The organism is Octadecabacter ascidiaceicola (genome assembly GCF_900185015.1).
In the GTDB taxonomy this organism is placed as follows: domain Bacteria; phylum Pseudomonadota; class Alphaproteobacteria; order Rhodobacterales; family Rhodobacteraceae; genus Octadecabacter; species Octadecabacter ascidiaceicola.
Window position 1 is genome coordinate 82,751 of record NZ_FXYD01000004.1, and the last position, 20,491, is coordinate 103,241.

General features: G+C 53.1%; 17 protein-coding genes. 9 read left to right on the forward strand and 8 right to left on the reverse strand.

Annotation, left to right across the window (positions count from 1 at the left end):
* Nucleotides 1-12 precede the first annotated feature (12 nt).
* The gene (locus OCA8868_RS12220; RefSeq protein WP_093996872.1) at nucleotides 13-645 is read left to right on the forward strand and encodes an RNA-binding protein; all 633 of its coding nucleotides are present in this window, start codon (nucleotides 13-15) and stop codon (nucleotides 643-645) included.
* A complete protein-coding gene (infB, locus tag OCA8868_RS12225) occupies nucleotides 642-3,119 on the forward strand; it encodes a translation initiation factor IF-2 (protein WP_093996873.1) in 2,478 nt (825 codons plus the stop codon). Before OCA8868_RS12220 ends, infB begins: the two co-directional genes overlap by 4 nt.
* Nucleotides 3,120-3,454: 335 nt before the next feature.
* On the opposite strand, the gene mutT is transcribed toward infB, so the two are convergent.
* From mutT to OCA8868_RS12245, 3 genes are read right to left on the reverse strand one after another with little or no spacing between them, the layout of a single operon-like run.
* Entirely contained in the window at nucleotides 3,455-3,853 is a 399-nt protein-coding gene (mutT, locus tag OCA8868_RS12235) for an 8-oxo-dGTP diphosphatase MutT (RefSeq protein WP_093996875.1), read from the reverse strand.
* Complete coding sequence (gene argJ / locus OCA8868_RS12240; protein WP_093996876.1) at nucleotides 3,850-5,064, reverse strand: bifunctional glutamate N-acetyltransferase/amino-acid acetyltransferase ArgJ; 1,215 nt, start codon at nucleotides 5,062-5,064, stop codon at nucleotides 3,850-3,852. Before argJ ends, mutT begins: the two co-directional genes overlap by 4 nt.
* Nucleotides 5,065-5,066: 2 nt before the next feature.
* Nucleotides 5,067-5,921, reverse strand: a complete 855-nt coding sequence (locus OCA8868_RS12245; protein WP_093996877.1) for a peptidylprolyl isomerase — start codon at nucleotides 5,919-5,921, stop codon at nucleotides 5,067-5,069.
* 189 nt (nucleotides 5,922-6,110) lie between these two features.
* On the opposite strand from OCA8868_RS12245, the gene secA reads away from it, so the two are divergent.
* The 3 genes from secA (at nucleotide 6,111) to OCA8868_RS12260 (ending at nucleotide 11,551) form a co-directional block, all read left to right on the forward strand.
* The gene (gene secA, locus OCA8868_RS12250) at nucleotides 6,111-8,801 is read left to right on the forward strand and encodes a preprotein translocase subunit SecA (RefSeq protein WP_093996878.1); all 2,691 of its coding nucleotides are present in this window, start codon (nucleotides 6,111-6,113) and stop codon (nucleotides 8,799-8,801) included.
* A 123-nt stretch (nucleotides 8,802-8,924) separates the two neighbouring features.
* On the forward strand, nucleotides 8,925-10,010 hold the full coding sequence (locus tag OCA8868_RS12255; protein ID WP_143849623.1) for a translocase: 1,086 nt from the start codon (nucleotides 8,925-8,927) through the stop codon (nucleotides 10,008-10,010).
* Nucleotides 10,007-11,551: a phosphate ABC transporter substrate-binding/OmpA family protein gene (locus OCA8868_RS12260; protein WP_093996880.1), complete on the forward strand. Its 1,545-nt coding sequence runs from the start codon at nucleotides 10,007-10,009 to the stop codon at nucleotides 11,549-11,551. Before OCA8868_RS12255 ends, OCA8868_RS12260 begins: the two co-directional genes overlap by 4 nt.
* Here the strand turns inward: OCA8868_RS12260 and radC are convergent.
* The 3 genes from radC to dnaK form a co-directional block, all read right to left on the reverse strand.
* Complete coding sequence (radC, locus tag OCA8868_RS12265; protein WP_093996881.1) at nucleotides 11,548-12,345, reverse strand: RadC family protein; 798 nt, start codon at nucleotides 12,343-12,345, stop codon at nucleotides 11,548-11,550. The genes OCA8868_RS12260 and radC overlap by 4 nt on opposite strands.
* 42 nt (nucleotides 12,346-12,387) lie before the next feature.
* On the reverse strand, nucleotides 12,388-13,530 hold the full coding sequence (gene dnaJ, locus OCA8868_RS12270) for a molecular chaperone DnaJ (protein WP_093996882.1): 1,143 nt from the start codon (nucleotides 13,528-13,530) through the stop codon (nucleotides 12,388-12,390).
* A gap of 69 nt (nucleotides 13,531-13,599) precedes the next feature.
* Complete coding sequence (gene dnaK / locus OCA8868_RS12275; RefSeq protein ID WP_093996883.1) at nucleotides 13,600-15,501, reverse strand: molecular chaperone DnaK; 1,902 nt, start codon at nucleotides 15,499-15,501, stop codon at nucleotides 13,600-13,602.
* 168 nt (nucleotides 15,502-15,669) lie between these two features.
* On the opposite strand from dnaK, the gene OCA8868_RS12280 reads away from it, so the two are divergent.
* On the forward strand, nucleotides 15,670-16,284 hold the full coding sequence (locus OCA8868_RS12280; RefSeq protein ID WP_093997209.1) for an alpha-ketoglutarate-dependent dioxygenase AlkB family protein: 615 nt from the start codon (nucleotides 15,670-15,672) through the stop codon (nucleotides 16,282-16,284).
* Between the two features lie 35 nt (nucleotides 16,285-16,319).
* Here OCA8868_RS12280 and OCA8868_RS12285 read toward each other — a convergent pair whose 3' ends face one another.
* Nucleotides 16,320-16,910 carry a COG3650 family protein gene (locus OCA8868_RS12285; protein ID WP_093996884.1) on the reverse strand — a complete coding sequence of 197 codons (591 nt, stop codon included), beginning with the start codon at nucleotides 16,908-16,910 and terminating at the stop codon, nucleotides 16,320-16,322.
* Nucleotides 16,907-17,728, reverse strand: a complete 822-nt coding sequence (locus OCA8868_RS12290) for an ABC transporter permease (protein WP_093996885.1) — start codon at nucleotides 17,726-17,728, stop codon at nucleotides 16,907-16,909. The genes OCA8868_RS12285 and OCA8868_RS12290 overlap by 4 nt, the downstream gene beginning before the upstream one ends.
* Before the next feature lie 145 nt (nucleotides 17,729-17,873).
* Here OCA8868_RS12290 and cysQ point away from each other — a divergent pair, with 145 nt between their 5' ends.
* The 3 genes from cysQ to galU all read left to right on the forward strand — a co-directional run bounded on the left by cysQ (nucleotide 17,874) and on the right by galU (nucleotide 20,479).
* Nucleotides 17,874-18,671: a 3'(2'),5'-bisphosphate nucleotidase CysQ gene (gene cysQ / locus OCA8868_RS12295; protein WP_093996886.1), complete on the forward strand. Its 798-nt coding sequence runs from the start codon at nucleotides 17,874-17,876 to the stop codon at nucleotides 18,669-18,671.
* Nucleotides 18,671-19,471, forward strand: a complete 801-nt coding sequence (locus tag OCA8868_RS12300; protein ID WP_093996887.1) for a 3-deoxy-manno-octulosonate cytidylyltransferase — start codon at nucleotides 18,671-18,673, stop codon at nucleotides 19,469-19,471. The genes cysQ and OCA8868_RS12300 overlap by 1 nt, the downstream gene beginning before the upstream one ends.
* 114 nt (nucleotides 19,472-19,585) lie before the next feature.
* Nucleotides 19,586-20,479 (forward strand): UTP--glucose-1-phosphate uridylyltransferase GalU, encoded by an 894-nt coding sequence (galU, locus tag OCA8868_RS12305; protein ID WP_093996888.1) that lies wholly within the window; start codon nucleotides 19,586-19,588, stop codon nucleotides 20,477-20,479.
* Nucleotides 20,480-20,491: the final 12 nt, after the last annotated feature.

Below are 20,491 nucleotides of genomic sequence, written 5' to 3' on the forward strand. Positions count from 1 at the left end.
CCTGGTTTGCGCATGGGACGGGGTGGCCGTACCAAAGACCGTGATGTCTCAGAACGTCGGTGCATTGTCACCGGCGAGACTGCGCCGAAGGCGGGGTTGATCCGTTTCGTTGTGGGCCCAGATAATGATGTGGTCCCTGACGTTTTGGAAAAACTTCCGGGGCGCGGAATGTGGGTAACCGCATCCCGCGATGCGTTGGGCAAGGCAGGCAAGGGCCAGTTTTCCAAGTCTGCCAAAGCACCCGTTAAGGTGCGCGATGACTTGGCGGACGAGGTAGAACGCCAATTGGCCCGCCGTGTTGTAGATTTGATTGCACTGGCCCGTAAGGCGGGTTCTGCGGTAACTGGGTTTGAAAAAGTTAAAGGCTGGTTGGCGGGTGGCGAAAACGTCCGCGCGCTGTTCCAAGCCTCTGATGGCTCTGAGCGCGGTAAGACAAAACTATGGACGCCGGAAGGCGCCCGCTATTTTGGATGCCTTACGGCACAAGAGTTAGGTTTGGCATTCGGACGTCAAACTGCAGTACACGCTGCCCTCGCCTCTGGCGGAATGAGCAACCGTGTAGTAGAGGAAGCCGCAAAGCTGAAAGGCTTGCGCGAGATAGATGGCGGTGAAGGCACCGTCACGGAAGGATTAGAAACGACATGAGCGATTCAGACGGCAAAAAGCCCCTTGGTATTTCGCGTCCCGGAAGTGTGAAGCAAAGCTTCAGCCATGGGCGCACCAAGAACGTGGTCGTTGAGACGAAACGCAAGCGCGTTGTCGTCCCCAAACCCGGTGCGGCAAAGCCAACGGGCGGTGCTTCTGCGCCAATCGGCGGTGACCCATCCAAGCGCCCAGCGGGCATTTCTGATGTGGAAATGGAACGCCGTATGAAGGCGCTTCAGGCTGCGAAAGCACGCGAAGCGGAAGATGCCGCAAAGCGTGAAGCAGAAGAAAAGGCCCGCGCTGCAGAGCGTGAACGCCGTCTTGCTGAAATCGCAGAAAAAGAACGTGCTGACAAAGCGCGTGACGAAGCTGTTAAAGCCAAGCAGGACGAGGAAGAGCGTAAGAAGCGTGAGGCCGAGGCTGCTGCACAAGCGGCGGCTGCACCTGCTGCTGTTGATCCTGAATTGGCACCCGCCCAGCGCCGTGCGCCTCCGAGTGGTGGTGCGCCAGCAGCAACACCACGCAAGAAAGAAGACGACCGCGATTCCCGCAAGAACAAGAACCAAGGCGACACTCGTAAGGGTGGCAAGCTGACGTTGAACCAAGCGCTGCGTGGTGGCGAAGGTGGCCGTCATCGTTCCATGGCGCAGATGAAGCGTAAGCAAGAGCGCGCACGCCAGAAGGCGATGGGCCAAAACGTCGAGCGCGAAAAGATTATTCGCGATGTTCAACTGCCAGAAGCGATTGTGGTTTCTGAACTTGCAAACCGGATGTCTGAAAAAGTGTCTGATGTTGTGAAAGCATTGATGACCAACGGCATCATGGCGACACAGAACCAATCAATTGATGCGGATACAGCGGAACTTATCGTCGAAGAATTCGGCCACAAAGTTGTGCGCGTTTCTGATGCTGACGTTGAAGACGTGATTAACTTTGAAGAAGATGACGAGAAAGACCTGAAAGGTCGTCCGCCTGTCATCACGATCATGGGCCACGTTGACCACGGTAAAACATCCCTGCTGGATGCGATCCGTAACGCGAAAGTTGTTGCTGGCGAAGCTGGCGGGATTACACAGCACATTGGTGCGTATCAGGTCACAACCGACAACGGCACTGTTTTGACGTTCCTTGATACTCCGGGCCACGCGGCGTTTACGTCCATGCGTGCGCGCGGTGCACAGGTTACGGATATTGTTGTTCTGGTTGTTGCGGCGGATGACGCCGTTATGCCGCAAACCATCGAAGCGATTGCACACGCGAAAGCGGCAAACGTTCCGATGATCGTTGCGATCAACAAGATCGACCGTCCAGCTGCAAACGCTGACAAAGTGCGCACAGACTTGCTGCAGCACGAAGTTATCGTTGAGAAAATGTCTGGTGAAGTGCAGGACGTCGAAGTTTCTGCGATCACTGGCCAAGGCCTTGATGAGCTTCTTGAAGCAATTGCGCTGCAGTCCGAATTGCTCGAACTGAAAGCTAACCCAGATCGCGCCGCCCAAGGTGCCGTGATTGAAGCACAGCTTGACGTTGGCCGTGGCCCTGTTGCGACTGTTCTGGTTGAAACTGGTACGTTGCGTCGTGGCGATATCTTCGTTGTAGGTGAGCAGTGGGGTAAGGTCCGCGCGTTGATCGACGACAAAGGAGCGCGCGTTAACGAGGCTGGGCCTTCCGTTCCTGTTGAGGTTCTTGGCCTGAACGGTACGCCAGAAGCTGGTGACGTTTTGAACGTAACAGAAACCGAAGCACAAGCGCGTGAGATTGCGGAATACCGTGCCAACGCGGCAAAGGAAAAACGTGCTGCGGCTGGTGCTGCGGTTACGCTTGATCAGTTGATGGCAAACGCTAAGGCGGATGAAAACGTTTCGGAATTGCCAATCCTTGTTAAGGGTGACGTGCAGGGTTCTACTGAAGCGATCGTTCAGGCGATGGCTAAGATCGGTAACGATGAAGTACGTGTTCGTGTCCTGCATTCAGGTGTTGGTGCGATTACGGAAAGCGACATTGGACTTGCAGAAGCCTCCGGTGCGCCGGTTATTGGCTTTAACGTGCGTGCGAACGCATCTGCCCGTAACTCTGCGAACCAAAAGGGCGTTGAGATCCGCTACTATTCCATCATCTACGATCTTGTGGATGACGTGAAAGCGGCTGCATCTGGTCTGCTGTCTGCCGAGGTTCGCGAGAACTTTATCGGTTACGCCAAGATCCAAGAGGTCTTTAAGGTGTCCAACGTCGGTAAGATTGCTGGTTGTCTGGTCACTGAGGGCGTTGCACGTCGTTCTGCTGGTGTGCGCTTGCTGCGTGACGATGTGGTTATCCACGAAGGCACACTCAAGACGCTTAAGCGTTTCAAGGACGAGGTCAAAGAAGTCCAGTCCGGCCAGGAATGCGGTATGGCGTTCGAGAACTACGAAGACATCCGCGCTGACGATGTTATCGAAATCTTCGAGCGTGAAGAGGTTGAGCGGAATCTTTAATTCGCCACCAAATGTGAAACGAAAAAGGGGACGCTAAACCAGCGTCCCCTTTTGCATTGGTTGGTCGTGGAACTTAGTTCAGGCGCGTAACAGGCGTACCTTCAAACTCACGATCGCCTACTGAAACGACAACGCGTCCGTTCGCGAGAGTTTTCACCAAAATACCTTGGACTTGAACGTGAGTCCCCACGGAAATTGTTCGTAGCATCATAATCCCCCATTTGACGCGACTAACTATTTGACCCAGCAGCTTCGGGTAAATGTTAGCAACGCCCCATTGTTGCCACATTTACTACAATTTATCCACAATTAATCGACGTAGGGTCAACGCGCTCTCAGAGCCAGTCCCGCAGGATTGGTATGAGGGGGATATCCGCGGCTGGCATAGGGTAGTCACGCAGCTGGTTAGCACGTACCCATTTAAGGGTTTGACCCTCACGCGGGTTCGGCGTGCCTTCCCACTTGCGACATGCAAACAGGGGCATGATCAGGTGGAAATCGTCGTAGCTGTGACTCGCGAAGGTCAGCGGCGCGAGGCAGGACTGCCATGTGTTGATGCCAAGCTCTTCTTCAAGTTCGCGAATCAATGCGGCCTCAGGAGTCTCTCCCTGTTCGACTTTCCCGCCGGGAAACTCCCACAGACCCGCCATCGATTTTCCTTCGGGGCGCTGGGCTAACAGCACACGCCCGTCGATATCGATAAGAGCTACAGCACTGACCAGAACCGTCTTCACGATCGATAGTCCGCATTGATCGAAATGTATCCGTGGGTCAAATCGCAAGTCCAAACAGTACCGATACCGCCACCAATTCCGAGATCGACAGTGATAAGGATATCTTGTTGCTTCATATATTCGGCACCAACCTCTTCGGAGTAGTTCGGTGAAACCCAGCCATTCTCGGCGACAAGAACATCGCCAAACTTGATCGAAAGGAGGTCGCGATCAGCCTGTGCGCCGGACTTTCCGACGGCCATAACGATACGGCCCCAGTTCGGATCTTCGCCAGCAATTGCAGTTTTCACAAGCGGAGAATTGGCGATCGAGAGGCCTACCTGCCGTGCTTCAACGTCGGATACAGCGCCCGTTACCTTAACTTCAACGAACTTGGTGGCCCCTTCACCATCGCGCACGACTTGGTGTGCAAGGTCGAGCATCACCCCGTGCAGCGCCTGTGTGAAACCGGCGCTATCGGTAACATCGACGCCAGAAGCGCCTGTTGCAGCGATCATTAGGGTGTCTGAAGTCGAAGTGTCACTATCGACAGTTATGCAGTTGAACGTCTGATCCGTAAGTGCGCCTAGAAGGGCTTGCAAGGCAGGTTGCTCAATCTTGGCGTCGGTGAAAATGTACACAAGCATTGTCGCCATATCAGGTGCGATCATACCGGACCCTTTGGCGATGCCCGCGATTTTCACAACCTCGCCGTCGATCAATACCTCAGCGCTGGCACCCTTGGCGAAGGTGTCGGTTGTCATGATCGCATTGGCTGCGCCCTCTATCCCGAAGGCGCTAAGATCTGTAGCCAGATCAGAAATCTTATCCGTAATCTTGTCATGGGGAAGGCGTTCACCGATCACACCAGTTGAAGCCGTAAAGATGCGGGATTTTGGAATTCCGGTGGCATCTTCAACCGTGCCACAAATCGCCTCAACGGACTTTTCGCCTGCTGATCCGGTGAAGGCATTAGAATTGCCTGAATTCACGAGAATTGCCGCACGATCATCGGATGACCCACCAAGCTTGCTTTGACAATCCAACACCGGAGAAGACCGCGTCGAAGAGCGTGTAAAAACACCCGCAATAGACGTGCCGGTGGCGAGTTCTACTAGCATGACATCCTTGCGGTCCTTGTATTTGACCCCTGCCGCGCCGGATGCAAACCGAACGCCGTCAATCTGTGGCAACTTTGGGAACGCGTCGGGTGCGAGAGGGGAAATAGCCATTCTTAGTCCTCTAGGAGTTCAAGGTTCTGGAGGATTGAGAAGTCAAACTGGCCTTCTTCCGGTAGTGTGATTTCAGCAGTCTCCGTCAAGCTCGTTATCATCGCGTTCAACGTTTCTTGCTGGATCTCAGATGTCAGTTCACTGCGAAGATCATCAATCGTCGGCAATTCAGTCTGACGTGTTTCGTTGAGCTGAACGACATGCCAACCGAACTGTGTTTGAACCGGAGCGGACACTTCGCCTGTTTCCAAAGCCATGACGGCAGCCTCAAATTCAGGAACCATCATGCCGGCACCAAACCAACCCAGTTCGCCACCAGAAGGGCCGGATGGACCCGTGGAGCGTTCTTGCGCAGTTTCGGCAAAATCTGCACCGTCGTCGATCAGTGATTTGATCTCGTTTGCCTCTTCTTCAGTTTCAACGAGAATGTGGGAAGCGTTGAATTCCGTATCAGGCTCCACACCCTCAAAGCGTGCGTAATAGGCCGCCTGAATTTCTTCATCAGTCACCGGTGTGCTGGTGATTGAGTTGACGACTTCACCTGCCCGAAGCGAACGTGTTTCATTGGCCAGTGCAATTCCAACGCGTTTCGGTTCAACCTCTAGGGTGTCGGCAAGAAGCTGCTGGTTAACCAGCTGTTCAACCAAACCGTTGAAGACAACGTCGTCTGGCAGTTGCTGGTATTGCGCTGGCAATTGAGAACGCAGCATGATGAGCTGGCCTAATGTGATCTCTGATCCGTTTACAGATGCGACGACGGTTTCGGCGGACATATCGCCATGACCATCTGCATACGCAAACGTGGCTGAGAGTGAGAAAATTGCGGCAGAAGCCAGTAATTTGGTGCGAAATAGCATGTTAACAGTTCCTTGATGAGCCGCAGCTTGGCCGTGGCGTTGACACCTTAATGGCGGCCCCTTACATCCCCATAAGGTCCTGTGGAGGCCGGTCTTGGCCCTGTTTCTATGGGGCGTGTGCGACAGGCACAACCAACCTCCTCACACATTGATGTTAGAGACGCCCAAAGTGGCGCGCGCGGAGAGAATATGCTCGGTCTTGGAACGATTGCGAAGAAGATTTTTGGCACGCCGAATGATCGGTTGGTTAAAGCAACACTTCCGCTTATTGAGAAGATCAATGCGCTTGAGCCTGAATGCGAAGCGCTGAGTGACGAGGGTATCAAAGCCAAGACCGAAGAGCTTGCCAAACGTGCTATGGGCGGTGAAAGCCTCGATGCGTTGTTGCCAGAAGCGTTTGCGAACTGCCGCGAAGCCGCGAAACGTGCGCTGGGCTTGCGGGCGTTTGATGTTCAGCTGATGGGCGGAATTTTCCTGCACCAAGGCAATATCTCTGAGATGAAAACAGGTGAAGGTAAGACGCTGGTCGCAACGTTCCCTGCGTATCTGAATGCCCTCACCAGTAAAGGCGTGCACGTCGTGACGGTGAACGACTATCTTGCCAAGCGTGACGCGGAATGGATGAGCCAGGTATTCACTGCCTTGGGCCTCACAACAGGGGTTATTTACCCGCAGCAGCCAGAAGACGAAAAGCGCGCCGCGTATCGTTGCGATGTGACATACGCGACAAATAATGAACTGGGTTTTGATTACCTGCGCGACAACATGAAGTCCGAGCTGTCCCAGATGAACCAACGCGAGCACAACTTCGCGATTGTGGATGAAGTCGATTCCATCCTCGTTGATGAAGCGCGTACGCCGCTGATCATTTCCGGCCCTGCTGAAGACCGGTCTGAGATGTATGTAACGATTGATAAGCTGATCCCTGAAATTCAGGACGATCACTTCACGCTGGATGAAAAGACCCGCAATGTGAACTACACGGACGAGGGCAACGAGTTCCTCGAAGAGCGTTTGGTGTCGGCCGGTATTTTGCCGGAGGACCAATCGCTATACGCACCTGAAAGCACGTCGATTGTGCACCACGTCAACCAAGGCCTGCGCGCGCACAAGCTGTTCACACGCGATAAAGACTACATTGTTCGCGATGGCGAAGTTGTCTTGATCGACGAATTTACAGGCCGAATGATGACGGGTCGTCGTTTGTCCGAAGGTCTACATCAGGCGATTGAAGCGAAAGAAGGCTGCAAAATCATGCCTGAGAACGTCACGCTCGCATCTGTGACGTTCCAGAACTATTTCCGTTTGTATAACAAGCTTGGTGGCATGACGGGTACGGCGTTGACCGAAGCAGAAGAATTCGCGGAAATTTACGGTTTAGGTGTTGTTGAAGTTCCAACAAACCGCCCAATCGCGCGGATCGATGAACACGACCAAGTGTACCGCACCGCGAAAGAGAAATTCGACGGTGTTGTAAAGGCGATCAAAGAAGCCAACGCCAAGGGCCAGCCAACGCTGGTCGGTACGACATCCATCGAGAAATCCGAATTCCTGAGCCAACTTCTGGATGCCGAAGGTATTCCCCATAACGTCCTGAACGCGCGTCAGCACGAGCAGGAAGCGCAGATCGTTGCGGACGCTGGTAAGCTGGGTGCTGTCACAATCGCGACAAACATGGCTGGTCGTGGGACGGACATTAAGCTTGGTGGGAACATCGAATTCAAGATTATGGAAGCGATTGCTGCGACGCCCGATGACGTGAACGAAGCAGTGCGCGCCGAGATTGAAGAAACGCACAAGGCGGACGAGCAAGCGGTAAAAGACGCAGGTGGTTTGTTTGTTCTAGCAACGGAACGCCATGAAAGCCGTCGTATCGATAACCAGCTTCGTGGTCGGTCAGGCCGCCAAGGTGATCCTGGCAAGTCATCCTTCTTTCTATCCTTGGAAGATGACTTGATGCGTATCTTCGGGTCCGAGCGTTTGGACAAAGTGCTGTCGTCGCTTGGCATGAAAGAAGGCGAAGCGATTGTGCACCCATGGGTGAACAAATCTCTCGAGCGTGCGCAGGCGAAGGTTGAGGGCCGTAACTTCGACATTCGTAAGCAGCTGTTGAAATTCGACGATGTGATGAACGATCAGCGTAAAGTGATCTTCAGCCAACGCCGTGAAATCATGGAAGCAGAGGACATTTCCGAGATTGCAGCGGATATGCGCGGCCAAGTGATCGATGACCTCGTCGACACATATATCCCTGCCAAAAGCTATGCGGACCAATGGGACACTGAAGGCCTCAGTGCAGAAGTGGCCTCGCACTTGGGGCTCAATGTTCCAGTGGTTGATTGGGCGAACGAGGAGGGCGTCGATGACGCTGATATTCGTGAACGCCTCGAGGATGCAGCGGATGCATACATGGCGGAGAAGACCGCCGCGTTTGGCCCTGAGATTATGCGCAACATCGAAAAGCAAATCTTGTTGCAGACCATTGATGCTAAATGGCGTGAACACCTGCTGACGCTCGAACACCTGCGTTCGGTAGTTGGTTTTCGTGGATATGCGCAACGTGATCCGTTGAATGAATACAAAACGGAATCGTTCCAACTGTTCGAGGGTTTGTTAGATGGCTTGCGTTCTGACGTGACACAAAAGCTTGCTCAAATCCGTCCGATGACCAAAGAAGAGCAAGAGGCGATGGTCGCGCAAGCAATGGAGCAGCAACGTTTGGCACAGGGTGGCGCCGCGACGCCATCTGAGGCGAATGCGGACGCAAAACCAGGCTTTGTCGAGGCAGATCCGGCAACTTGGGGCAACCCAGGTCGCAATGACCTTTGTGCTTGCGGTTCCGGTAAGAAGTTCAAGCACTGCCACGGGCGACTAAGCTAAAAGTTGTGCAAACGGCCCAGTTCTCGCCGCAATCCTGACTGAAAGAATCCCCATGACCGCCCAGCTAAGGTCATGGGAGCAAAGCAATCTGCGCCCTGACCCGTTGTGGGAAGGAGTGATCAGATGTCTAGAATCAGACAAATTGGTATGGCTGCCGGCACATTTAGTGTGGCGCTGGGAATCGGTTTTGTAATGCAAAACGGTGACGCCTTGGCGAGCCGTTTTGGGAATGATGAGGCGCCTGAACAACCTGCGCCTTTTTCAGAGGCCATCCAGCAAGAAACAGCAGTTTCGCCTGATATTGCAACTGAAACGCCATTGGTGGAAGAAGATCCGATAGCTGTCGCACAAGGCAGCGTTATCACGTCCGAGACACCAGAATTCTCAAAACCTGAAACGACGGTCGCTGCGGCGGTTGTCTTGCCGGAAGCTGCAAAGGTTCCGGTTGTTCAGGAAGCTCCCGTTCAACTGGCTGCGCTCGAAACAGAAACGGTGCCAACGATCGAAGAGTCTGCGACCGTTGAGGTAGATTGCGTTCCTGTAATGGACGCCGCTGTAGGACCGATCGCAAGTGTTACACTATCTGTAAGCGCCCCGTGCCACGCGTCGTCCGCTTTCACGGTTCACCATCAAGGCATGATGTTTACGGCTATGACCGACGACACTGGTACTGCCGAATTATCGGTACCCGCGTTGGCCGAAGTCGCTGTAGTGATCGCCGCGTTTGAAGGCGGTGACGGCGCGGTTGCAACTACGACAGTGCCAGATTTCACCAACTATGACCGCGCGGTTTTGCAGTGGCAGGGCGATGAATCTGTTATGCTAAGCGCCTACGAAGGCGATGCAGTATTTGGAGACGAAAACCATATTCACATGACCAACCCGGGTGATGCTAACCGAGTTGAAACTGCGACAGGTGGTTACCTTATTCGTCTAGGAGAAGACTCGGTTGAAAAGGCTTTGATGGCGGAGGTCTACACGTTTCCATCAGGGATGATGGGCTCGGACTTTGAAGTCACGCTGGTTGCCGAGGCGGAAATCACCGCAGGAAACTGTGGGCAGGAACTGACGGCTCAGAGTCTGCAGGTTTCACCCACAGGTCAAACGTCCGCATTGGATCTAACAATGATTATGCCAGAATGTGACGCAGTCGGTGACTTTCTTATCTTGCAAAACATGTTTGAGGACCTGACACTCGCGTCGAAATGACGAGTACATGGCTCAACATAACAGAAAAATTTCTACAATGTGCGGCGGTTCTCGTCGCACATTTTGCATTCGTGGCGGATGTCGCAGCGCAAGAGGTTACCTATCGCAGTGAAAATGACGCCGTGACGGTAGCTGGTCGGTTCGTTGCTTTTGATGGTGAAAATGTTTCCGTTGCCGCAGATGCTGGACTTATCACCTTTCGTTCCGATGGAATGACTTGTGAGGGCACGGGTTGCCCTGATCTGGAAAACTACGTTGCATCGCTGCGCCTCGTCGGGGCCTCGCGAATGGGCGATCTGCTATTACCCGCTTTGGTCGACGTCTATGCCCGAGATAGCGGTTTGAACGTGCGTGAAGACGTTCAAGGATTCCAATTGCTTCGTTCCGACGGAACGGCAGTGTTTAAAATATCGATTTCGATTGAGCCCCAGGATCAAGCGTTTTCTACGTTTGTTAATCACAACGCAGATGCGCTTTTGTCGATGCGCGAGTTGCGAGACAGTGAATTAGTCACCGCCGCAGATGCTGGTCTCGGGCCACTTAACTTCGCGCGGCACGCGCGAATTCTTGCGCTGGATGCGCTTGTGCCTGTCGTATCTGCAACATCCGACGTGAGGTCGATTTCAATGGCAGATTTGACTGCCGAATTGGCCGGAACAGGGGGACAATTTGAGGTTCACTTTCAGGCTGATACCGAAGGACAGATTCAGGGATTTGAAGACAGATTCATGCGCCCGTTCGGGCTGCAACTTGAACAACCGGGTGTCGCGCATGAAAACTTAGAGTCGTTACTGGCTGCAGTTGCGCAAGGGGCAAATGGGCTATCTCTCGTTCCATTTGGGTCCACGCAAAGTACTCAACCTTTGGCGCTGAATGGCCCCTGTGGTTTGCAAGCAGAGGCCCGGTTTTTGACGATGAAAACTGAAGACTACCCGCTGACATTTCCAATGTTCATCTATCTACCGCAACGTAGGCAACACCCGCAGGTTGATGACTTCCTCGACTGGTTGCGGTCACCGTCTGCTCAATTGGTCATTCGCCGTGCGGGATTTGTGGACCTCGCAGCAGTGCCAATTCCGTTGGGAAGGCAGGGAGACAGGCTCGCGAGCGCGATTGCGAATGCAGGAGTTGAAATTCAATTAGAAGAGTTGCAACGAATGGTGCGGCTACTGTCGCCACGCGTTCGAATGTCGAGTACCTTTCGATTTGAACCCGGTTCGACAAGACTAGACGGACAATCGCGATCTAACGTGATGCAATTGGCGCAAGCAATCCGAGATGGGCGTTTCGGCGGGCGGGAATTGATGTTGGTCGGCTTCAGTGATGGGCGCGGGCCAGCTGCGGCGAACCGTGATCTGTCATTTGCACGGGCTGAAGCTGTGTTGCGCGATCTTAGTCACGCCCTTGGTGGATCGTTCCCGGCAAATGTCCAAGTGGAAACCGAGGCGTTTGGAGAGGCTTTGCCAATGGCGTGCGATGATACGATTTGGGGCCAACAAACGAACCGGCGTGTTGAGCTTTGGGTGCGTGATGCGCCTTAGATTAGACCTTGCGATTTGAAGCTAAGCTCACGAGATCGGCCAATAACTAAATGATCGTGGAGTGAGATACCAAGCGCGCTGGCCGCGTCCGAGATTTGCTTCGTCATTGCGATATCTTCGTTTGAAGGGGTTGGGTCACCTGACGGGTGATTGTGAACAAGAATTAATGCAGACGCGTTGAGTTCGAGTGCACGTTTCACAACCTCGCGCGGGTACACGGGTACATGATCAACCGTGCCAGTTCCTTGGGCTTCATCTGCGATCAGAACGTTCTTTCGATCCAGAAAAAACACCCGAAACTGCTCGGTATCGCGATGTGCCATTACGGTGTGGCAGTAATCCAGAACGGCGTCCCATGAACTTATGACATGGCGTCGCATGACTTTTGCGCGGGCCATTCGATGAGTAACGGTTTCCATGATCTTGAGTTCAAGCGCGACTGCGGGGCCTACCCCATGAACCTTTTCCAGCCGCGCGATCGGTGCAGAGAGCACACCATTTAGGTCGCCGAATGTCTCAATCAAGAGCCGCGCGAGTGGTTTCACGTCTTGGCGCGGGATAGCCCGAAACAACGTGAGTTCGAGTATTTCATAGTCCGGCATCGCTGCGGCACCGCCCGTTAGGAAACGGTGACGTAAACGCTTTCGATGGTCTGCTAAGTAGGAAGGGTGTTTACCTTTTTTGGAAGTCGGAACCGCCGGAACGATTTCAACTTCGTCTCGGTCAATCGTGATTGGCGAGGCAGGGCCTAAAGGTAATAGCGGGGCTTCGGCAAAGGCGGAGGCATGTTTCATACCCCGACTTTGCCGTGATTCCAGTTACCGCTTGGTTAACGGTTAACCCTTCATCGTTTCCCAGAATGACTTGACGGATTTGAAGAACGATGAGCTTTGCGGGTTATTGTCGCTTGCCAGTTCTTCGAATTCACGCAGAAGCTCTTTTTGCTTGCTGGTCAAGTTCACAGGCGTTTCCACAGCCATTTCGATGAACATGTCACCGGGGCCGCCACCACGAAGGGCGGGCATGCCTTTTGCGCGCAGGCGCATTTGGCGACCAGATTGAGAGCCAGCCGGAATTTTCACACGTGAACGGCCGCCATCGATGGTCGGAACCTCAATATCACCACCAAGTGCGGCCTTCGCCATAGACACAGGCACGCGGCAGAACAGGTGGTTGGCTTCGCGTTCGAAGAGATCGTGCTCACGTACTTCAATAAAGATATAGAGATCACCCGTCGGGCCGCCTCGCATGCCTGCTTCGCCTTCGCCAGCAAGACGGATGCGTGTGCCGGTTTCGACACCTGCAGGGATGTTCACCGATAGCGATTTCTCTTTCTCAACACGCCCTTGGCCATGACATTCATGGCAAGGATTTTTGATCGTTTGACCCATGCCATTACAGGTTGGGCAGGTGCGTTCGACAGTAAAGAAACCTTGCTGCGCGCGGACTTTGCCCATGCCGGAACACGTCGGGCAGGTTTGCGGCTCAGAGCCGCCTTCAGCACCGGTTCCGTTACAGGACTCACAACTAGATGCTGTTGGAACGGTGATCGTTTTCTGAAGGCCAGCGAATGCTTCTTCCAATGTTACGCGCAGGTTGTAGCGCAGGTCGTTGCCGCGTGAGGCGCGGGATTGCCCGCCGCCACGCCCACCGCCCATGTTGCCAAACAGGTCGTCAAAGATGTCCGAGAATGCAGAGCCAAAGTCACCTTGGCCGCCCATACCACCAGGTCGACCGCCGCCGCCCATGCCGCCTTCGAATGCAGCATGACCATAACGGTCATAGGCCGCTTTCTTTTCAGCGTCTTTCAACACTTCATAAGCTTCGCCAGCTTCTTTGAACTGGCTTTCAGCGTCTGGGTTGTCGGTGTTGCGGTCCGGGTGGAGTTCTTTCGCCTTCTGGCGATAGCCCTTTTTGATCTCGTCGGCGCTTGCACCCTTGGAGACACCTAGAACGTCATAATAATCGCGTTTTGCCATGACAGATTTTCCCCCTTGGGAAGCACAGGACCGGCCCGACTAGGGCCGGTCCTGCAAGTTCACCAAAGTTTATCCGCGCTGGTCGTCGTCGAGGTCTTCGAAGTCTGCGTCGACGATGTCTTCGTCAGCAGCAGGAGCTTCAGGCTCGGCTTCGCCAGCTTCTTCTTGTGCGGCTTTGTAGATCGCCTCACCCAGCTTCATCGCTGATTCAGTGACGTTCTGGATGCCGGATTTGATCTTGCCAGCGTCTTCGCCTTCCAAATCGTCCTTGAGTGCCGCAATGGCGAGCTCAATAGCTTCGATCGTGGTTGGGTCGACCTTGTCAGAATGCTCTTCCATAGACTTTTCAGTCGAGTGGATCAGGCTTTCCGCTTGGTTCTTGGCTTCGACCAATTCCTTACGGTCCTTATCGGCCTCAGCGTTGTCTTCCGCGTCACGAACCATTTGTTCGATGTCCTCGTCAGACAGACCGCCAGATGCTTGGATCGTGATCTTCTGCTCTTTGCCAGTACCCTTATCGGATGCCGCAACAGACACGATGCCGTTGGCGTCGATATCAAAGGTCACTTCGATCTGCGGCATGCCGCGTGGTGCTGGTGGGATGCTCTCGAGGTTGAACTGGCCGAGCATCTTGTTGTCAGCAGCCATCTCGCGCTCACCCTGGAACACGCGGATCGTCACAGCGTTCTGGTTGTCTTCGGCTGTTGAGAACACCTGAGACTTCTTCGTTGGGATTGTTGTGTTACGGTCGATCAAGCGTGTGAATACGCCGCCGAGTGTTTCGATACCAAGGGACAGTGGAGTAACGTCAAGAAGAACAACGTCTTTAACGTCACCCTGAAGAACACCAGCCTGAATAGCAGCACCCATGGCCACAACTTCATCAGGGTTAACACCCTTATGTGGTTCCTTACCAAAGAACTTTGTTACTTCTTCGATAACTTTAGGCATGCGTGTCATACCACCAACCAGAACGACTTCGTCGATGTCGTTTGTTGTCAGGCCCGCGTCTTTCAACGCAGCTTGGCATGGCTTCATAGAAGACTTGATCAGATCGCCAACAAGGGATTCCAACTTTGCACGGGTCAGTTTCATGACCATGTGCAATGGGGAACCATCTGGGCCCATTGAGATAAATGGCTGGTTGATTTCAGTCTGGGATGCAGAGGAGAGTTCGATCTTCGCCTTTTCCGCAGCTTCCTTCAGACGCTGAAGCGCCATCTTGTCTTTCTTGAGGTCAACGCCGTTCGACTTTTTGAACTCTTCCGCGAGGTAGTTGACGATGCGCATGTCAAAGTCTTCACCACCAAGGAATGTGTCACCGTTGGTGGACTTAACTTCGAACAAGCCGTCGTCGATTTCGAGGATCGTTACATCGAATGTACCACCACCAAGGTCATAAACTGCGATGGTCTGTGTTTCTTCTTTGTCGAGACCGTACGCCAGCGCAGCTGCTGTCGGCTCGTTGATGATACGCAGAACTTCGAGGCCAGCGATTTTGCCGGCGTCTTTGGTTGCCTGACGCTGAGCGTCGTTGAAGTAGGCAGGAACCGTAATAACGGCCTGTGTTACTTCTTCGCTGAGGTAAGACTCAGCAGTTTCTTTCATCTTCTGCAGGATCACAGCAGAGATCTGCGCAGGGGAGTATTTCTCGCCCTTGGCCTCAACCCATGCGTCACCGTTGCCGCCGTCGATGACGTTGAACGGAAGGTTCTTTTTGTCTTTAGCAAGGTGCTTGTCATCGTTGCGACGACCGACAAGGCGCTTAATGCCGAAGATTGTGTTTTCTGGGTTCGTAACAGCCTGACGTTTTGCCGGCTGACCAACGAGACGTTCGTCGTCGGTGAATGCTACGATAGATGGAGTTGTACGCGCGCCTTCTGCGTTTTCGATAACGCGAGGCTGCGAGCCGTCCATGATTGCGACACAGGAGTTTGTAGTCCCAAGGTCAATACCAATTACTTTTGCCATGTTTCAAATCCCTTTCAGGCGATTGGAGCGATGCAGGCCCGTTTTGGCACCGGCATCAATGGTTGTAGGTTGAACGGGGAGGCCCATTCGGATCGGAGTGTATATAGGTGTGGCAAATACAGCCTGCAAGCTATGTAACACTGGGTAATGCGCAAAAATGGTGAACAGATGAATAATTCTCTCCCAACTTTGGCTTTAAGGGGTGTTCAGGTCTGGCAAGGGCTGCTTGATCGGCCTGATCAAGAGGCAATTGTGAGGGACATTCGCGCGATTGTTGCCGCCGCACCACTGTTTTCGCCGATGACCCCCTATGGAAAGCCAATGTCGGTACAAATGACGAGCGCTGGGCGGTTCGGTTGGGTGTCGGACCGTTCTAGTTACAGATATTCTGAGACTCACCCTAGTGGAGTCGCTTGGCCGCCCATTCCTAAGTCGATTTTGGATATATGGGGGAAAGTTTCCGGATCGGATCGGGTACCGGAATGTTGTTTGATTAACCTCTACCGCGACACCGCGAAGATGGGGATGCATCAGGACCGAGACGAGGCAGAGTTCGCTGAACCTGTCGTGTCCGTGTCTTTAGGCGATGAAGGATTGTTCCGTATCGGCAATCTGACCCGCGGGGGTAAAACGGAATCCCTTTGGCTGAAGTCTGGGGATGTCGTTGTAATGGGTGGCGATGCGCGGCTTGTTTATCATGGAATTGATAAGACGCGCGTTGGGTCTTCGTCGCTTCTGAACGGCGGCGGGCGGATTAACCTGACTATGCGGGTTGTGACTTAGGGTTCGGTCTTAGAGCTGAACGCCAATGGGCAAAACTATTCGGTTTGGAACGTGCAGCAGCCTTGGTAAACGTAGTTTCCTTCGTCTGTTTGTATGTGCATTAGTGCAGAAATTCCGAAGAGTCGTTCACTCATGCCGTCGGAACAAGTGTTCGCTCTCGCGACAAGGGTATGGGTGTTATCTGCGTCCGAAAGCAGGAACGAGAATCCATTCGTTGCGGGCGCACTGGTTTCAACCGTCATCGGTTGAGCGGGGGTTTCTGGTGTCGAGTAGAGAGCAATGCCTTGCTCGACAGTGACGCTCCAGAACGGTTCCGTACCATAGCAAGAAACCGGTAAAATTGGCAGGCTTTCTAGGTGCGGGACGGCTGTCAGATAATTCATTGAAACCCAGCCAGATATCTCTCCGGCGCCAATTTGACCCCAACCGTCTTTGGTCCACAAAACTTCGACAACGTTTGTGTTGCTGATCACCTCGACGATATCCGTGCTCACGCTAGGACCCTCGCGGACGTTCAGGTGCTCGCCACTTGGCACGCCTTCTACCTCATAAAGCGACGGCAATGTTTGCGCGTCTGAGGCTAGACCGTACAGCACAAAGAAAAAGAAACCGAGGAGAAGTATCATCGAGCGGCTTCCCAACTCGCTGATGCGTGTTTGCGCGTGAAGAATTCGAGCATCAAGCCAATCATAATGAAGATGATCGCGACTTTGAGCGGGTAGCTGATGGAGCTGTAATGAGGATTGTAGTTGAGGAAGGTATAGCCACGGGCTTGGTCGATGCAGTGAAACAGAGGGTTCCAGTCAAACATCGCAAGCATGTGGCTGGGGAGCGCGTTGGCCACAAACATTTTACCTGAGGCGATCATATTCGCGCGGGCATAAATCGAAGATGCGATCTGCACGACACCCGGTATCCACGGCTTCAATGATAAAAGGACGACCCCGACAGCCACGCCGGTGAACCAAGCTAATAAAATCATAGCCATCGCACCCGCTGGATCAAGAATTGTGATTGGTCCGAAAATCACATGGTACAAGTACAACACGACCGCCATTGAAAGCATTTGCATATAGAGCGTTGCGATCGCTGACGAGGTAATTGCGACAATCGTATTCATCGGCGCATGTTTCATCATCGCTGAGGTCGGACCTTCAGAACCAAGAACGGCGCCCATTGCTTTGTTATGGGTCATGAACAAGAAAATTCCTGACATGATGAAAAGTAAGAAGTCACCACGGATTGCTGAGCCTTTTAGGCCCAAGACTGAAAACATGAAGTAAAAGGCGCCAACAAAAATAATTGTCTGCATCATATTCAAAAGCAGACCTATCAAAGCATTGCGATGTTCCTGACGGACATTGCGAACGACCGAATGGTAGATCAGCCCTAGCATTGAAAATGCTGAGTGCGATCTGCTTAAATTGCGTCTTGCTTCGAACATTTTGTGCCTGCCAGTCGTCGCTTTTGCGGTTGAGTGCCGTTAATGGCACGAAAATCTTGCCGATCCTTTAGCACGAGACCATAAAGACCCAAATTTCGCGGATCAATAAAAAGAGCCGTGATCGTAGATAAACTGGAGCAGTGTGATGGATTTCGACAAGTTAACCGAAGTAATGCGGCGGCTATCTCTGGAAGCGGGCGATATTATCATGGACATCTATGACGCTGATGACTTTGAGGTGAAATCGAAAAGTGACGACAGCCCGGTTACTGCAGCCGATGAAGCCGCTGATGCACATATCTCAGCAGGGCTACGAACTGCTTTCCCAGATGTTGCACTTGTAACCGAGGAACAAGCTGACAGTCACAGCGTCACCGCCAATACATTCCTGATTGTTGATCCGCTTGATGGGACTAAGGAATTCATCCACCGCCGAGGCGACTTTACAGTGAACATTGCTTACGTCGAAAACGGCGCGCCGCAGCGGGGCGTGGTTTATGCACCGGCAAAAGGCCGCTTGTTTTACACGAACGCGGCAGGCGTTTCTGTTGAAGAAGTTGGTGAACTGGACAAGACTACAATCGGTACGACGATTCCGATTTCAGTAAGTACGCCAGACAACACGGGCCTCATGGTTGTCGCGTCTAAGTCGCATCGTGATCAAGCAACGGATGACTACATCAACAAATATGCCGTAAACGATATGAAAAGCGCGGGTTCTTCGTTGAAGTTCTGTCTTGTCGCGACAGGTGAAGCAGACATTTACCCGCGCGTTGGCCGTACCATGGAATGGGACACGGCTGCCGGGCATGCGGTGCTAACAGGCGCTGGTGGGCATGTCGTTCGCTTTGACGATCACACGACACTATCTTACGGCAAAGAAGACTTCGCCAACCCGTTTTTCATCGCCTACGCACCGGGCATTGAATTGAAGTTGCCGTAATGAGCGTACTTGTCGTCATCCCAGCCCGTTTCGCGTCAACACGTTATCCGGGCAAACCATTGGTCGAACTGCGTGGTGCGAATGGCAAAGGCAAAAGTCTAATCCAGCGATCTTGGGAAGCAGCCCAAGAAGTGAAAGGTGTCGATCGCGTTGTTGTCGCGACGGATGACGACCGTATCAAAGCTGCGGCTGAGGAATTTGGCGCTGAAGTCGTGATGACATCAACCGAATGTCAGAACGGAACTGAGCGCTGCGCCGAGGCGCTGGATGCTTTGGGCGGTGGTTTCGATATTGTCGTGAATTTGCAAGGTGATGCACCGCTAACACCTGCATGGTTTATTGAAGATTTGGTTGCTGGGCTGTCCGCGCATCCAGTTGCAGAAGTCGCAACTCCTGTTTTGCGCTGTGACGGGCGGGCGCTGAATGGCTTGCTAGAGGACCGCCGTCAGGGCCGCGTTGGTGGTACAACAGCGGTGTTTGGGGCAGACCACAATGCGTTGTTTTTCTCAAAAGAAGTCATTCCTTACACCGGCGAGGACTATAACGATGACGATGAAACACCGGTGTTCCACCATGTCGGTGTATATGGGTACCGACCGTCTGCCCTTGCCGCATACCCGCGCTGGGCGTCTGGTCCGCTTGAGTATCTCGAGGGTTTGGAGCAGCTGCGTTTTCTAGAACGCGGCGCACATATGTTGTGTGTCGAAGTTGAAGCCCGAGGCCGTCAGTTCTGGGAACTCAATAATCCGGAAGATGTACCAAAGATTGAGGCCATGCTGTCTGAAATGGGACACAACTGATTAAATTCGTAGAAGTTTCCCCGTGTGTGTGTCGGTTTGGTTATTTGTTGATTGGTTTTTTGATGATACCCTATTTCCAAAGCAGGACCCGCAAAGGGCAATAATAGGTAAAACATGAAAAAACGTGTGACGAAGGCAATCTTTCCCGTAGCTGGTTTGGGGACGCGTTTCCTGCCTGCAACAAAGGCTGTTCCAAAAGAAATCATGACGCTCGTGGATCGTCCATTGATCCAATACGCAATTGATGAAGCACGCGCTGCGGGCATCAAGGAATTCATTTTTGTAACCTCGCGTGGCAAGTCCGCGCTTGAGGACTACTTTGACATAGCACCTGAACTTGAAAGCACGCTTCGTAAGAAGGGCAAAACCGAAATGTTGGAAATGCTCAAGGCAACCAACATGGACAGTGGTGCAATTGCTTATATCCGCCAGCACAAAGCGCTTGGCCTGGGGCACGCCGTGTGGTGCGCACGCCGTTTGGTTGGCAATGAGCCCTTTGCAGTTATCCTTCCTGATGACGTAATCGCGGCGGAAAAACCATGTCTTCAACAGATGGTCGAAGCGCACGAAGAAACCGGTGGCTGTATGGTCGCTGCGATGGAAGTTCCTGAGGAAAAAGCATCTGCCTACGGTGTTCTCGACGTAAAAGAAGACTTCGGTTCGATGGTTTCTGTGAAAGGTCTGGTTGAAAAACCTCCCGTTGAAGAAGCACCATCTAACTTGGCTGTGATCGGGCGCTATATTCTGACGCCGAAGATTATGCAGAACCTCAACAAGATCAAAACCGGCACTGGCGGTGAAGTGCAGCTAACGGACGCAATTGATGCTGAGCTGACTGAAGGTCGCGATGTGTTCGGTTACCGTTTCAAAGGCCAACGGTTTGATTGCGGTTCAAAAGCAGGCTTCTTGCAAGCAACCGTAGCCTTCGGAATGGCGCGGCCCGACTTGGGCGAAGAGTTCGGGGCATATCTACGTGAAATGATGTCTATGCAGCAGGCAGCGCAGTAGCGCTGTCGTCAG

Coding starts and splice junctions, on each gene's coding strand:
- OCA8868_RS12220 (WP_093996872.1), top strand. CDS start 13: ATGGGACGGGGTGGCCGTACCAAAGACCGTGATGTCTCAGAACGTCGG.
- infB (WP_093996873.1), top strand. CDS start 642: ATGAGCGATTCAGACGGCAAAAAGCCCCTTGGTATTTCGCGTCCCGGA.
- argJ (WP_093996876.1), bottom strand. CDS start 5,064: ATGGCTATTTCCCCTCTCGCACCCGACGCGTTCCCAAAGTTGCCACAG.
- OCA8868_RS12245 (WP_093996877.1), bottom strand. CDS start 5,921: ATGCTATTTCGCACCAAATTACTGGCTTCTGCCGCAATTTTCTCACTC.
- secA (WP_093996878.1), top strand. CDS start 6,111: ATGCTCGGTCTTGGAACGATTGCGAAGAAGATTTTTGGCACGCCGAAT.
- OCA8868_RS12255 (WP_143849623.1), top strand. CDS start 8,925: ATGTCTAGAATCAGACAAATTGGTATGGCTGCCGGCACATTTAGTGTG.
- OCA8868_RS12260 (WP_093996880.1), top strand. CDS start 10,007: ATGACGAGTACATGGCTCAACATAACAGAAAAATTTCTACAATGTGCG.
- radC (WP_093996881.1), bottom strand. CDS start 12,345: ATGAAACATGCCTCCGCCTTTGCCGAAGCCCCGCTATTACCTTTAGGC.
- dnaJ (WP_093996882.1), bottom strand. CDS start 13,530: ATGGCAAAACGCGATTATTATGACGTTCTAGGTGTCTCCAAGGGTGCA.
- dnaK (WP_093996883.1), bottom strand. CDS start 15,501: ATGGCAAAAGTAATTGGTATTGACCTTGGGACTACAAACTCCTGTGTC.
- OCA8868_RS12280 (WP_093997209.1), top strand. CDS start 15,670: ATGAATAATTCTCTCCCAACTTTGGCTTTAAGGGGTGTTCAGGTCTGG.
- OCA8868_RS12285 (WP_093996884.1), bottom strand. CDS start 16,910: ATGATACTTCTCCTCGGTTTCTTTTTCTTTGTGCTGTACGGTCTAGCC.
- OCA8868_RS12290 (WP_093996885.1), bottom strand. CDS start 17,728: ATGTTCGAAGCAAGACGCAATTTAAGCAGATCGCACTCAGCATTTTCA.
- cysQ (WP_093996886.1), top strand. CDS start 17,874: ATGGATTTCGACAAGTTAACCGAAGTAATGCGGCGGCTATCTCTGGAA.
- OCA8868_RS12300 (WP_093996887.1), top strand. CDS start 18,671: ATGAGCGTACTTGTCGTCATCCCAGCCCGTTTCGCGTCAACACGTTAT.
- galU (WP_093996888.1), top strand. CDS start 19,586: ATGAAAAAACGTGTGACGAAGGCAATCTTTCCCGTAGCTGGTTTGGGG.